At 65.2% G+C, this 13,887-nt stretch carries 11 protein-coding genes; all 11 read left to right on the top strand.

Going from position 1 to position 13,887, the window contains the following annotated elements:
• Positions 1–9 precede the first annotated feature (9 nt).
• The 11 genes from ACZYTC_RS30105 (at position 10) to fhuF (ending at position 13,880) form a co-directional block, all read left to right on the top strand.
• Positions 10–936 carry an ABC transporter substrate-binding protein gene (locus tag ACZYTC_RS30105; RefSeq protein ID WP_488991270.1) on the top strand — a complete coding sequence of 309 codons (927 nt, stop codon included), beginning with the start codon at positions 10–12 and terminating at the stop codon, positions 934–936.
• On the top strand, positions 923–2,905 hold the full coding sequence (gene fhuB, locus ACZYTC_RS30100) for a Fe(3+)-hydroxamate ABC transporter permease FhuB (protein WP_488991269.1): 1,983 nt from the start codon (positions 923–925) through the stop codon (positions 2,903–2,905). The genes ACZYTC_RS30105 and fhuB (ACZYTC_RS30100) overlap by 14 nt, the downstream gene beginning before the upstream one ends.
• Before the next feature lie 274 nt (positions 2,906–3,179).
• Positions 3,180–4,898: an ABC transporter ATP-binding protein gene (locus tag ACZYTC_RS30095; RefSeq protein WP_488991268.1), complete on the top strand. Its 1,719-nt coding sequence runs from the start codon at positions 3,180–3,182 to the stop codon at positions 4,896–4,898.
• Positions 4,899–5,250: 352 nt separating this feature from the next.
• Entirely contained in the window at positions 5,251–5,763 is a 513-nt protein-coding gene (locus ACZYTC_RS30090; RefSeq protein WP_488991267.1) for an RNA polymerase sigma factor, read from the top strand.
• Positions 5,764–5,920: 157 nt separating this feature from the next.
• The gene (locus tag ACZYTC_RS30085; protein WP_488991266.1) at positions 5,921–6,907 is read left to right on the top strand and encodes a FecR family protein; all 987 of its coding nucleotides are present in this window, start codon (positions 5,921–5,923) and stop codon (positions 6,905–6,907) included.
• Between the two features lie 97 nt (positions 6,908–7,004).
• Complete coding sequence (locus tag ACZYTC_RS30080) at positions 7,005–7,283, top strand: antitoxin (protein ID WP_434960087.1); 279 nt, start codon at positions 7,005–7,007, stop codon at positions 7,281–7,283.
• 14 nt (positions 7,284–7,297) lie between these two features.
• Entirely contained in the window at positions 7,298–7,687 is a 390-nt protein-coding gene (locus tag ACZYTC_RS30075; protein WP_488991284.1) for a type II toxin-antitoxin system VapC family toxin, read from the top strand.
• A gap of 185 nt (positions 7,688–7,872) precedes the next feature.
• Complete coding sequence (locus tag ACZYTC_RS30070; protein ID WP_488991265.1) at positions 7,873–10,305, top strand: TonB-dependent siderophore receptor; 2,433 nt, start codon at positions 7,873–7,875, stop codon at positions 10,303–10,305.
• A 23-nt stretch (positions 10,306–10,328) separates the two neighbouring features.
• The gene (locus ACZYTC_RS30065; protein WP_488991264.1) at positions 10,329–11,207 is read left to right on the top strand and encodes an ABC transporter substrate-binding protein; all 879 of its coding nucleotides are present in this window, start codon (positions 10,329–10,331) and stop codon (positions 11,205–11,207) included.
• Entirely contained in the window at positions 11,200–13,185 is a 1,986-nt protein-coding gene (gene fhuB, locus ACZYTC_RS30060) for a Fe(3+)-hydroxamate ABC transporter permease FhuB (protein WP_441771682.1), read from the top strand. Before ACZYTC_RS30065 ends, fhuB (ACZYTC_RS30060) begins: the two co-directional genes overlap by 8 nt.
• Entirely contained in the window at positions 13,182–13,880 is a 699-nt protein-coding gene (gene fhuF, locus ACZYTC_RS30055) for a siderophore-iron reductase FhuF (protein WP_441771681.1), read from the top strand. The genes fhuB (ACZYTC_RS30060) and fhuF overlap by 4 nt, the downstream gene beginning before the upstream one ends.
• The last annotated feature ends 7 nt before the right edge of the window (positions 13,881–13,887 follow it).

Here is a 13,887-nt window from a genome sequence, read left to right as displayed (position 1 = left end):
GGAGGCGCCGTGAAATCGCTTGCCGCCTTTCAGCGGACGGCCCTGCGCCTCGGTGTCGCCATCCTCACAAGCCTGGTGTTCGCCGGGGGAGTTGCACGGGCCCAATCTGCCTCATGCCCCGAGCGCCTCGTGGTCCTGGACTGGACGGCGACAGCCATGGTGAGGTCATTGGGCATCAATCCCATCGGCGTGGGCGATGCCGATCTCTATCGCATCTGGGTGGGTGAACCGGCTCTGCCGCGGGGAACGCCGGATGTCGGCCTTCGCGATACACCCAGCCTGGAGACCATCGCAGCCCTCAAGCCGGACCTCATCATCGTCAGCCCGCTCGGCGCTGCCGCGCGCCCCTCGCTGCAACGCATCGCACCGACCCGGGAGGTGGCCGTCTACTCCGGAACGGGCGATCCCCTTCGCCATGCCGAAGCCGAGCTCGAAGCGCTGGCCAAGATAGTGGGGCGGGAGGCACAGGGGCGGGCTGTCATCACGCAGGCCGAAACCGAGTTTGCGAGCATGCGCCAACGTCTCACGGGTACGGCCATGCCCCGCCTGCTCGTCATCCAGTTTCTCGACAAGCGCTTCGTGCGCATCTACGGCCCCGCCAGCCTGTTCGGTGGTGCGCTGCAACGGCTCGGCCTCACCAATGCCTGGAGCGCGCCGACCAATGGCTGGGGCTTTGCCCTGGTGGGCGTGGAGAGGCTCGCCGCCTTTGCCGATGCCGAGATCGTGGTGGTCGATCCATTGCCCTCCGAAGCAAGCCTCGCGCCCAATACGGACAGCCTGTGGGGCAATCTGCCTGCGGTAAGGCAGGGCCGCGTAAAGCGTCTCGCCGCGACCTGGCCCTTCGGCGATCTCACGGCAGCGCAGCGCTTTGCCCATCTTCTGGTCGATGCCTTCAGCAAAAACAGCGCGGCGGATGGCGGCAATGCCCGGTTCTGACGCGCGCCGCCCCCTGTTTGCCTACGCGGTCCTGGGCCTGCTGGCCGTCATGCTGACCGCCTGGTGCTGGACGACGCAATTGCCGGCCCTGCAATGGTGGGGCGCCGCGCTCCATCCCCGGCTCGACGATCCGCAGCAGCTCGTCTTTCATTTCTCCGCCCTGCCCCGCGCACTCACCGCGCTGCTGGCCGGTGCGGGGCTGGGCCTGGCCGGCCTCCTGCTGCAACAGACCCTGCGCAATCCGCTGGCCTCGCCCACCACGCTGGGCCTGGAAGCCGGTTCGCAGCTCGCCTTGACCGTCGTCCTCGTCGCGGCCCCCGGCCTGCTCGTGCTCGGACGCCCGACGATCGCCCTGGCCGGCACGCTGCTGGCCCTGGGCTTCGTGATGGTTTGTGCGGCGCGTAACCACTTCTCGTCCGTCGCCCTGGTGCTGGCCGGCCTGGTGGCGGGCTTGTTCTGCGGTGCCCTCACCATCGCGTTGCGCCTTCTCAACCAGGAATATGTCGCCATCCTCTTCCTGTGGGGCGGCGGCTCGCTGGCGCAGCAGGACTGGATGGCGCCGGCGGCGCTCGCGCCCGCCATCGGCCTGCTCTATCTCCTGGCCGCTCTGTTGGGCCGCCCCTTCGAACTGCTCGCCCTGGATGAGGAAAATGCCCGTGCCCTGGGCGTACCGCTCAGCCTGGTGCGCGGCGCCGGCCTCCTCATCGCCGCCCTGCTCACGGCCGTGATCACGGCCCATGTCGGGGTGATCGGCTTCGTCGGGCTGGCGGCACCGCAGATCGCACGCCTGTCGGGGGCCCGCCGTTTCACCGCCCGGCTGATCCTGGCGCCGTTGACCGGTGCCCTGCTTGTGCTGGCTGTCGACGCCATCGTCGGACTGCTGGAAGCCGCAGGCATCATCGACCTGCCAACGGGCGCGGCAACTGCCCTGCTGGGCGCACCGCTGCTGCTCTGGCTTCTACCTCGGTTGCGCCGCACCGAGCCGCCCTCCACGCAACGTTCCCTGGCTACGGGCACACACGATCGGACCCGGCTCCTGCCCTTGCTTGCTGTCCTGCTCGTCCTTGCCGCGATCGGCGCCCTGCTGATCGGCCATGGCAGCGCCGGTTGGCGGCTGATCTCGCCCGCCGACTTCGCCCTGGTCGAGCCCTGGCGGGCTCCACGCGCCGCGATCGCCGCGCTGGCCGGCGCCATGCTCGCCACCGCGGGCCTGCTGCTGCAGCGGATATCGGGCAATCCGCTGGCCGCGCCCGAGGTTCTCGGTATCGGTACCGGCGTTGCCTTCGGCATGGCCCTTGCGATGATGCTCGGCCAGACGACCGGCTTGGCGGCTCAAACGGCTGCCGGTGCAGCCGGCGGCTTCCTCGCGCTCTTCCTGGTGCTGATGGTCGGCCGGCGCAGCGGCTTTGCCCCCGACCAGGTCCTGCTCACCGGCCTCGCCCTCTCAGCGCTGCTCGACGTCATCATCGTCGCCTTTCTCGCTCTGGGCGATCCCCGTGCGCCGCAAGTCCTCGCCTGGATGGCCGGATCGACCTATTATGCCGATTGGCCCAAAGTGCTGACGACAGCGGCCTTTGCCGCCCTGCTGCTGCCGGCCGCCCTGGCGCTGACGCGATGGCTCGACATCGTGCCGATGGGTCCTGTCACGGCCAGGGCTCTCGGACTGCCGGTCCACACCAGCCGGCTGTCGATACTGGGCATGGCCGCGCTGCTGACTTCGGTCGCGGTCATGGCCACGGGTCCGCTCACCTTCGTCGGCCTGGCCGGGCCCCATATGGCGCGCCTGCTCGGCTTGCGCCGGGCCTGGTCGCAAATCCTCGGTTCAGTGCTGATCGGTGCGCTGGTCATGGTCGTCGCCGATGCCCTGGCGCGCACAGTGATCGCGCCCCGTGAATTGCCGACTGGCATCGTGGCGGCCCTGATCGGGCTGCCCTATCTGATCTGGCAGCTCGGGCGCAGGGCTCATTGAAGGGTTGAAGGCGATGAACATCCCAATGGTGGCGATGGCCCCTCCCGGGCACGAGGTGTATATGCTGCCAAAGCATTTTGCGATTTGACGGAACCACCTAGAATTGCAAAGACGCTCGGGCCAATCCGTTGGATTGGCTTGGAAACAAAGAGCCGGAGCAAAGTACGTTCAGCTAGGAATGCACTTTGCTCTGGCTGCTTGATCTGTTCTTGCCTTGCGAGGAGAGCCCCGGCGGCCTTCTCGACGTCCATTCATTCGTTGTTGCTTGATCACCATGGCCTTACTGAAACGCTTTGCCGCCTATTATTTGCCCCATCGCGGCCTGTTCCTGCTGGACTTTTCCTGCGCGATCGCTTCCGGCTTGTTCGAACTCGGCTTTCCCGTCGCGATCAAGATCTTCATCGATACGCTGCTGCCATCCGGCCAGTGGCATCTGATCACCCTGGCCTGTGTCGGCCTTCTGGCCGTCTACATCGTCAATACCGGCCTGATGGCAATCGTGACCTATTGGGGCCACATGCTCGGCATCAACATCGAGACCGAGCTGCGGCGCAAGGCGTTCGACCATCTGCAGAAGCTGTCCTTCGGGTTCTTCGACAACAACAAGACCGGCCATCTCGTCGCGCGGCTCACCAAGGATCTCGAGGAGATCGGCGAGATCGCCCATCACGGGCCGGAGGACCTGTTCATCGCGGTGATGACGCTGGCCGGCGCTTTCCTCCTGATGTTCTCTCTGCATGTCGAGCTCACCCTCATCACGGCCATGGTCGTGCCCGTGACGGCCTGGGTGACGCTACGCTATGGCGGCCGCATGACCAAGAACTGGGGTGCTCTCTACGACAGCGTGGGCAGCTTCAACACCCGCATCGAAGAAAATGTCGGCGGCATCCGGGTGGTGCAGGCTTTCGCTAATGAGGACCACGAGCGGGCCCTGTTCTCGCGCGACAATCACGATTATCGCCGCACCAAGCTGCAGGCCTATTGGCTGATGGCCGCCTCCAACTCGCTGAGCTATCTGAGCATGCGGCTCACCCAGCTCGCCGTGATGATCGCCGGCAGCTATTTCGTGCTGACCGGCCAGCTCAGCCATGGCGGCTTCGTCGGCTTCCTCCTGATGATCGGCGTGTTCTTCCGTCCCATCGAGAAGATCAATGCGGTGATCGAGACCTATCCCAAGGGCATTGCCGGCTTCCGCCGCTATCTCGACTTTCTCGACACCCGGCCTGATATCACCGACCGCCCCGATGCCCGGCCGGCCCCGCTGCTCACCGGCGCCATCCGTTACGAAAAGGTCGGCTTCGGCTACACACCCGACCGGCAGATCCTCTCCCATCTCGATTTGTCGATCGCGGCCGGCGAGACGGTGGCCTTCGTCGGGCCGTCGGGCGCCGGCAAGACCACGATCTGCTCGCTCCTGCCCCGCTTCTACGATGTCACCCAGGGCGCCATCACCATCGACGACATCGACATCCGCGACCTGACGCTACGCTCCCTGCGCAGCCAGATCGGCATCGTGCAGCAGGACGTCTTCCTGTTCGGGGGCACCATCCGCGAGAACATTGCCTATGGCCGCCTTGAAGCGGGTGAGGACGAGATCCTCGAGGCAGCCCGCCGCGCCCGCCTCGACGGCGTGATCGCCGCGCTGCCCAAGGGCCTCGACACCCTCATCGGCGAACGCGGCGTCAAACTGTCGGGTGGCCAGAAGCAGCGCCTCGCCATTGCCCGCATGTTCCTGAAGAACCCGCCGATCCTGATCCTCGACGAGGCAACCTCGGCGCTCGATACCGAAACGGAGCTCGCCATCCAGCAGGCTCTCGCCGAGCTTTCGAAGGGGCGCACGACCCTGGTGATCGCGCATCGCCTGGCGACGATCAAGAATGCCGATCGCATCCTCGTCGTGGACGGCGGGGGCATCGTCGAACAGGGACGCCATAGCGATCTGCTCGACAAGTCCGGAATCTATGGGCGGCTGCACCGGGCGCAATTTGCCTGAAGCAGCCTTTGCGTCCCTGCGATTTGCCGCAATCGACGGAAATCGCAAGGACGCGCCAGAACGGCGAACCAAAGCAAACAAACGTTTCCGTCTAAATGCGTGTTTCTGCAGGCCGACATGGCCGAGTACCAGCGGGATGAGCGCCCGCCATCGTGCTCGCACCAGAAAACAGTGTAAAATTACTATATTTTTCGATATTTTCTTAATAAATACTAATTCTTATCTTTATGTCATTCTAACAATTTGTACAAATTAGAATAGATATAAATCATTTTCATTGAGTAGCGCTGATTTTCTGGATAATGCTTGGCCACTTGCCCGGTCATTGCCGCCTGCCCACAGAATTCGCCCCATGAACAGCCGCAGCCACGACATCGAAACTCTTTATGCCGCGGAGCGGCCTCGCCTGGAGCGGACGCTCCGGCGCAAAGTCAGGAGCCGGGATGCGGCGCTCGATCTCATCCAGGACATGTTCCTGCGGATCTGGGAGCGCACCAGCGACACGACCGGCAACGCTTCAGCCTTCCTGACCCGTTGCGCACGGAATGCGGCGATCGATCATTTGAGGTCGGAATCCAGGCGCGAGCGGCTGCAGGAAGACACGCTGTCGACCCAGTATGCGGCCTCCCCCGCAACGCCGTTCGAAATCCTGTCGGCCCGCCAGAACCTGCAATCCCTTCAGGATACGATCGCGGCGCTTCCCCGGCAGACACGGCACATTTTCCTGCTGAACCGTATTCACGGGCATAGTTTCGTGGAGATCGCCGCGACCCTGGGCATATCGGAGCGCACGGTGGCAAAGCACATGGCGCGGGCGCTCGCCGCATGCACCGCAACCGATGGCGCATCCGCGCAAGGAGCCTGAGGCCACCGACCACCCATCCCCCCAAAGACGCTCGTCCCCGGCGAACGTGCCGGCGGGCATCGTGTGGCAGGCACGCCCGGCGCAGTCGGGTTATAGTGCGCCGATTCTCTATCGCACGGTGCCATAGACGAAAAAGCGGTTTTCGAGGCCACAGATCATGGCGCCCCCCCAATCCTCCCCAGCGGATGTCGAACAGGAGGCCAGAGACTGGTTCGTTCGACGCCTCGGCGGGTTGTCGCGGGCCGAGCAGGCAGAATTCGAGAGGTGGCTTGGCGCCAATCCCGCTCATGCCGACGCCCTTCGCAGGATGGAGCAAGTCTGGAGCGCCGCCGAGCAGCCCGCTCGCCAACTTGCCACTCGCGAAAATGAAGCGCTCGCGCCCTATCTTCACGCCGTCGACAGAAGTCGGCGCCAGCACCGCAACTTCCGGCGGCTATCGGCGGCGACCCTGGTGCTGGCCCTCGGCCTGGGCGGCGTCCTCTGGCTGCAGAACCCCCATTTGCTGCAGAAACTGATGGCCGATCACAGTACCGGCCGTGGCGAACGGCGCACCGTCACGCTGTCCGATGGCTCGAAAGTGCTTCTCGACGCCGACAGTGCGCTCGACGAAGCTTTCGACAAGACCGAAAGGCAGGTGAAGCTCGTGCGCGGCACCGCTTCCTTCGACGTCGCGCCCGGCAAGGCTCCTTTCGTCGTGCGCGTGCCGGACGGCGACATCAGGGACATCGGCACCCGGTTCGACGTCAATCTCGGGGACGACGGCACTGTCGTGACGCTCGAGAGCGGCAAGGTGGCCGTCAAGGCCGAGCATCTCGGTGAAGCCCTGCTGGACGCGCCGGGCCAGCGCCTTCGTTTCGACAGGCAAGGGCTTGGAGAGATCGAACAGGTCGATCTCAAGGATGCGCTGGCCTGGCGCAAGGGACGCTATGTCTTCTATCGGGCCAGGCTGTCCGAAGTCATCGAGGAAATCGCGCGTTATCGCCAGGGAAGGATCGTCGTCACCGGTGCGGGCCTGGGCGACCAACTCGTCACCGGCAGCTTCAGCCTGGCCGACACGGACGCGGCGCTGCAGTCCCTGCAGACCAGCGTCGGCTTCCGGATGACTACCCTTCCCGGCGGCCTCGTCGTGTTCATCCGGCCGTAAGGACGTGGCCTGCTATTGCAACGACAAGTGCACCGAAGTCTGATTTGCGCCCATCAAGTTTCCGGCATATACATGGCATATGCATGAGGATCCTGGTATGGCGCATCCGCTCACCTCACCACCGTCGAAGCAGGTCAAACTCTTTCGCAACAACCGCAGCCAGGCTGTACGGATCCCGGCTGAGTTCGCGCTGCCCGGGGATCGCGTGCGGATCACCCGCGATGGCGACAGGCTGATTCTCGAGCCGGTCCCGACAGATGGCAATGACCTGCTGACATTGCTCTCTGGCTGGGTCAAAGAGCCGCCTTTGGGCAAGGAGGACGACTTTCCCGATGTGGACAAGGGCTTGTTGCCCCTCAAGGATATCGAGCTTTGAGCAATGCGCGCTACATGCTCGACACCAATATCGTATCCGATCTCATTCGCCATCCGGATGGGAAAGCCGCCCGGCACATCGCCGGGATCGGTGATCACGGCCTCGCCGTCAGTATCATAACCGCCTGCGAGCTGCGGTTTGGAGCCGTCAAGCGCGGCTCGGGTAGGTTGCAGGAACGTGTCGAAGCCATCCTGCAACGATTGACGATCCTGGCCTTCGATGTGCCGGCCGACGGTAAATATGCCGATATTCGAGCCGCCCTCGAACGGGCAGGCACCCCGATTGGTCCCAATGATTTGTTGATCGCCGCCCATGCCTCCGCGGCGGGAATACCTCTGGTCACGGCCAATATCGACGAGTTCGCACGCATTCCCGACCTCGTCCTTGAGGATTGGTTGGCGTAGCGCACCTTAATAGAAGCGACGCCTGTCCCGATCGACTTCGGTTCCAGATCTCCTGCGGCAACAAAAATCTTCGCCAAGGGGTTCAGTGAGCCCCTCCCTCGAACGTGAAGACCATGGAGGCTGGTAATCCGCAGGTGCCGAGACCGCGGTTTGCCGGTGATCGATGATCGAGGGGACAGGTTGCGATGAGTAGGCATGGCGTGAGGCGTGTGGCCGGGAGTATGGCGGCCGCCATGCTGTTGGCTGCGACGGCGGCAAGCGTGGGAGTGTCCACGGCTCGGGCTGAACAGCCCGCGGGACAGCGTTTCAGCTTCAACATTCCGGCGCGGCCGATCCCCCAGGCACTGAACGAGATCGGGCGCATCTCGGGTCTTTCCGTGGTCTTCCGCGAGAACAATCCCATCAGAGCGCTCGGTCGCCCGGTTCGCGGTTCGCTGACGGTGCAGCAGGCGCTTGCCAGGCTGCTGGCGGGGTCCGGCCTGAACTATCGCTTCAGCAATGCCACCACCGTCACCGTCCTTTCCGCCGACATCACCGCAAGCATCGGCGGGGCCGAGAACGCCAATGCCATCGAACTCGATCCGGTGACCGTCTACGGCCAATCAGCCTGGGCCCCGGTGCAGGGCTATGTCGCCCGCCAGAGCGCGTCGGGCACCAAGACCGATACGCCGATCATCGAGACGCCCCAGTCCATCACCGTCGTGACAAAGGACCAGATGGTGGACCAGAAGGTCACCTCCCTTTCCGACGTCCTGACTTACACCCCGGGAGTCGGCATGCAGTCGCAGGCCTTCAGCCGGATGACGGATGACGTCATGCTGCGCGGCTTCGATGTCGCGACCGGCAATGGCGGCATGCTGCGTGACGGCATGAAGCTGCAGTCCAATGTCTATGACAGCTCCCAGGAGCCCTACGGCCTGGAGAGGGTCGAGGTCTTGCGCGGCGCCTCCTCGGTGCTCTACGGCCAATTGGCGCCGGGCGGGGTCATCAACGCCATCTCCAAACGCCCAACGCCGACGCCCCTGCACGAGATCAATCTCGAATATGGCAGCTATGACCGCAAGCAGGCGTCCTTCGATTTCTCCGATGCCCTGACTGCCGACGGAACCCTGCGCTACCGCCTGACTGGCCTGGTCCGGGACGCCGATACCTGGGTCAAGCACATACCGGACGACAAGGTCTATATCGCGCCCGCCATCACCTGGCAGCCGAACGAAGCGACGTCCGTGACGCTGCTGGCGAGCTACCAGCACGTGAATACGCGCTTCATCACGCCGCTCTACTGGAGCGATGTCGCGACCGGTCGCATCCCGCGCAAGCTGTTCCTGGGTGAGGAATCCTTCGATCGTTTCGTCGGCGATGCCTATACGATCGGCTATGCCTTCGAGCATCGTTTCGACGAGACGCTGAAGCTGCGCCAGAATGCCCGCTACTACTATTCCGACGTGCGCTGGGACTACATGCAGGCAGGTCTCCTGCCGGTTACCAACGGCCAGCTCGCGCGGCGGGCCAGCGCCCGAACCGAGCGCTCCTACGGTATTACCGCCGATACCTCGATCGAAAAGAGCTTCGAGACCGGCCCGCTCAGCCACACGCTCCTGGCCGGCTTCGACTATTACCGCCGCAGCTACGACTCGCACCGCTATCGCGGCTCGATCGTCCCGCTCAATATCGACAACCCCGTCTATTCCGGTTACCCGGTCATCAACTATGCCGTCGATCGCGGCAGCGACAATCTCAGCGACCAGTTCGGCATCTATCTGCAGGACCAGATTCGTCTGGGCAACCTGACCGTATTGCTCGGCGGGCGCCATGACTGGAGCCGTGCAACGGTTCTGAACTACCAGACCGGCGCCAAGACGAACCAGGACGACAGCGCCTTCACCGGCCGCGCCGGGCTGGTCTACCGCTTCGACAACGGCATCGCGCCCTATGTCAGCGTCAGCCAGTCCTTCGCACCGCAACTCGGCCTGGATTCACGCAGCGGCACGGTGCTCAAGCCCAACAAGGGCCTGCAATATGAGGCGGGCGTGCGCTACCAGCCGCAGGATAGCAACCTGCTGCTCAGCGCCGCCGTCTACGAGCTCACCCAGCAGAATGTCAGCAGCTTCGACGCTTTCGGCGATGTCTACCAGGTCGGCAAGGTCCGCTCGCGTGGCATCGAGCTGGAAGCCCATTCCTCCTTCGGCAATCTCGACCTCGTCGCCAGCTACGCCTTCACCGACAGCAAGACCCTGCAGAGCGCGGTTCCTTCCACGGTGGGCCGTCCTGTGGACTTGGTGCCCCGGCATTCCGCGGCGTTATGGGCAAGCTACAAGTTCGACGATCTCGGCGTGCGAGGGCTGAAGATCGGCGGCGGGCTGCGCTATGTCGGGGAAACCTATATCGCCGACAGCATCGATGTATTGGGAACGCCGACCCACGTGCCGGACTATCTGCTGGTCGATGCCATGGCGAGCTACGATCTCGGCGTGATCGACAAGAAGCTCGACGGCGCCAGCCTGACGGTCAATGCCCGCAATCTGTTCAACAAGAAGTTCTACACCTGCGCCGGCTCGACGGGGTGCCGCTATGGAGAACCGCTGACGGCAACCGCGACGCTGTCCTATAAATGGTAGCGCTATCGCCAGGGCAGGCGGCCGTGCGGCGCGACCTACTGTGCGCTGTTCTGGCTCTCCCTTTCATCGCCCTGATGGGAACTCCGGCACGTGCGGCGAGCCCGCCTCGCCTGGTCGCGCTGGATCTGCTGGCGACCGAGCTTCTCGTCTCGCTCGGCATCAGCCCCGTGGCGGTGGCCAATGTTGCCCTGTATCGCAGGCTCGTCGCACAGCCGGTGCTGGCCGAGGAAGTTCTGGACCTCGGCCCCCTGCTGGAGCCCAACGCCGAGCTTCTGCAGGCGATCCGGCCTGATGCCATCGTGCTGGCCGCCTGGCAGGCCGGCCCGCTGCGCCGCCTGCGGGAGATCGCGCCGCTGTTTCCCCTCGATGCGGCTTCGGCCGGCAAGTCCGGTGTCGGCCAGGCGATCGAATTGCTCGGCCGGCTGGCGGAACTGACCGGCCGGACGGAAGCCGCACAAGCGCTGACATCGCAGCTGGAAACGGTCTTCGCCGATGCACGCGCAGCCCTCGCCGGGCGGACCCGGCGTTCCCTTTACGTCGGCCGCTTTGCCCAGGACGGCCGCACGGTCGCTCTGTTCGGGGGAACCGGACTGATCGGCGACAGCCTGTCCCGGCTCGGCCTGATCAATGCCTGGCGGGGCCGGGTGAACGGATCGGGCGTGATCTCGGTGGGTATCGACCAGTTGGCGGGCGATCCCGAGGCCCGGATCGTGCATTTCGATCGCGGCGAGGAAACCAGCAATGCCCTGGCCCGGCTTGCCGACAATCCGCTCTGGCGAGCACTGCCCGCCGTCAAGATGAACAGGGTGACGATGATGCCGGTGATCTACCCCAATGGCGGCGTCGCCTCGGCGATGCGCTTCGCACGCCAGCTCGCGGAGAGCCTGCCGCGTGATGCCTGAGTCCCGACAAGCCGCCGGCGGCCATGGCAGGATCTTCGGCTGGAGCTTCGCCAGCTGCGCTCTCATCGGCCTGGCAGGGGCCCTGTTCCTGCTCAACCTCGCCCGCCTCGTTCCGCCCGCAGGTTGGCCGGCCCTGCTGGCCGGCAGCGACGACCTGCGCTCGATCATGGCCCGGGATGGGCTGCTGCCCCGTTTTTGCGTCGGTCTCCTCAGCGGCGGCGCGCTGGGACTGGCCAGCGTGGTTCTCCAGCAGGTGCTTCGCAATCCGCTCGCCGAGCCGGGAACATTGGGGATCTTTGCCGGGGCAAAATGCGCTATCGCCGCCGCCATCATCTGGGCTCCCGGCCTGTTGTCCCTGGGTTGGGACCTGCCGGCGCTCGCCGGTGGCATCGGCGTGGCCGCCATCGTGCTGCTGTTCTCGGCCCGATCCAATTTTGCACCGGCTACGGTCACTCTGGTGGGGCTGATCGCCTCGCTCTCCTTCGGCGCTTTCGGCACCATGCTGGTGCTCACCCATTTCGATGCGCTGGGCGATCTCTACATCTGGGAGGCCGGTTCGCTCATCCAGAACGGCTGGGGGCCCTTGCTGGCCCTGGCACCGAAGCTCGGCCTGGTGTCGCTGGCGGTCCTGCTTCTCCTGTCTCCTCTCTCGGTCATGCAGATCGAAGGTGCGGAGCGGCTGGGCGTGCGCACATCGCTGGTCAGGGGGGCGACCCTTTTCGCCGCTGTCGGCCTGAGCGCGCTGGTCGCGAGCGCGGTCGGCCTGATCAGCTTCCTCGGTCTTGCCGGTGCAGCCATCGCGCGCAGCGCCGGCGCCAGGCGGCTGACCACCCGCATGATTGCCGCGCCCCTGATTGCCGCCGGACTGCTGGCCTTGACGGACCAGGCCCTGCTGGCGCTGACAGGCGGCATCGAGATTCCAGCCGGCATTGCCGCCATGCTCCTCAGTATTCCCCTGCTGCTCTGGATGTTGCAACGCGCGCCGGCAGCAAGAAGCGCTCTTGCCATGGTGACCGTGCCGATACGTTTGCAGGTCGGCACCGGCCCGGCCTTTACGGGCCTAGGTGCGGCTCTTGTTCTGAGTTTCGCCCTCGCCGCCATGCTCGGCCCCGGGCCTGACGGCTGGCAATTCGCCCATGGCAAGCTGCTCACCGACCTGTCGATCTGGCGGCTGCCGCGCATCACGGCCGCCTGCTGCGCCGGCGCCATGCTCGCCATGGCGGGCTCCCTGCTCCAGCGCCTGACCCGTAACGAGATGGCAAGCCCGGAACTCCTCGGCATTTCGTCGGGAACCGCCCTGATGCTTCTGGTGGCAACCTTGTTCCTGCCGAGCCTCGACCGCTATGGCACGGCCGCGCTTTCCTGCCTGGCCTGCCTCGCCATTCTGGCCTGCGTGCTCTGGCTGGGCCGGCGCTCGGCCTTCGCCCCCGACCATCTTCTGCTGATCGGAGCGGGCCTCGGCGCATTGCTGGCCTCGCTGCTATCGATCCTGCTCGTCATCGGCGACCCCCGTATCCTGCGGGTGATCGGCTGGCTGTCGGGCTCGACCTATTCGGTCGATGCCGCCGAGGCGCGCGCTATCGCCCTGGCAACGGCCCTCGCCTTGTTGTTGCCTTTGCCCCTGGTGCGCTGGATCGGCCTTATGCCGCTGGGCGAGCCGGTCGGCCGCTCGCTCGGCGTGCCTATCGCCGGTGCGCGCCTCGCCATCCTGCTGGTCGTATCCATTCTCACCGGCATCGCCACCCTGTTCGTGGGGCCGTTGAGCTTCGTCGGCCTGATGGCGCCCCATATGGCGCGACTTCTGGGAACCAGGACCGCATTGGCGGAAATCTACGGCTCGGCTCTCATCGGCGCCGTCCTGATGGTCCTCGCTGACTGGGTGGGCCGTACCATCGCCTTTCCCTGGCAGATCCCGGCCGGGCTGATCGCCACCGGCCTCGGCGGCGCCTATTTCATCATGGCGGCCTGGAAGCGGTGACCACCACGCTCGCCACCATCTTCCGGGGACCGCTCGCCTTCCTCGCCGACAATCTGGCGCTTGGCGACGACGCCCGCCCCTTCGTTCCCGCGGCCGCACTGGTCGAGGGAGAGGGGCTGTTGCCGCTGCTGGCCCGATTCGCCGGGAACTACGACAGGCCGGAGCCGATCGCCGTAGCGACGCTCTGGTCGAAATGGCACTTTTCGATCCTGATCCCGCCTGTCTTGGCCGCGAATATCATCGCCGACTGGAGCCTGCCGATCGGAATCGGCGAGATCGGCGTGATCACCTCCGAAGACGGCCGGACCGCCGCCCTGCGCCTGCCGGATGCGGGAGACCGTCTTGCCCCGCACACGATCCGCGAGCGCTTCGCAGAGCTGGTCGATGGCCATCTCACCCCGATGATCGCGGCGATCTCGCGGGCGAGCGCCCTGCCCCGGAAGGTCTTGTGGAGCAATGCCGGAACCATCGTCGAGCACAGCCTGGGCGAGCTCGAGACATTCTTGGGAACGGATCATCGAGGGTTGTCCCAGGCCCGCACCCTGCTGGCGACACGGCGATGGGAAGACGGTGCGAGCAATCCGCTGTTCGAGCCCGTCCGCTACAGCGCCGAAAAGGGGCGCAGGCGCCGGATCTGCTGCCTGCGCTATCGCATGGACGGCCTCAAGCTGTGCAAGACCTGCCCACTTTACTGAGGGCTGC

The sequence above is a fragment of the Labrys sp. F242 genome (assembly GCF_057813875.1).
Note: the sequence above shows the minus strand (reverse complement) of the source record. Positions and strands in the feature narration are given on the sequence as shown.

Excerpts from the sequence above, each read along its gene's own strand:
- ACZYTC_RS30070 (WP_488991265.1), top strand. The coding sequence starts at position 7,873 with ATGAGTAGGCATGGCGTGAGGCGTGTGGCCGGGAGTATGGCGGCCGCC.
- fhuB (WP_488991269.1), top strand. The coding sequence starts at position 923 with ATGCCCGGTTCTGACGCGCGCCGCCCCCTGTTTGCCTACGCGGTCCTG.
- ACZYTC_RS30085 (WP_488991266.1), top strand. The coding sequence starts at position 5,921 with ATGGCGCCCCCCCAATCCTCCCCAGCGGATGTCGAACAGGAGGCCAGA.
- ACZYTC_RS30075 (WP_488991284.1), top strand. The coding sequence starts at position 7,298 with ATGCTCGACACCAATATCGTATCCGATCTCATTCGCCATCCGGATGGG.
- ACZYTC_RS30080 (WP_434960087.1), top strand. The coding sequence starts at position 7,005 with ATGGCGCATCCGCTCACCTCACCACCGTCGAAGCAGGTCAAACTCTTT.
- ACZYTC_RS30095 (WP_488991268.1), top strand. The coding sequence starts at position 3,180 with ATGGCCTTACTGAAACGCTTTGCCGCCTATTATTTGCCCCATCGCGGC.
- ACZYTC_RS30090 (WP_488991267.1), top strand. The coding sequence starts at position 5,251 with ATGAACAGCCGCAGCCACGACATCGAAACTCTTTATGCCGCGGAGCGG.
- fhuB (WP_441771682.1), top strand. The coding sequence starts at position 11,200 with ATGCCTGAGTCCCGACAAGCCGCCGGCGGCCATGGCAGGATCTTCGGC.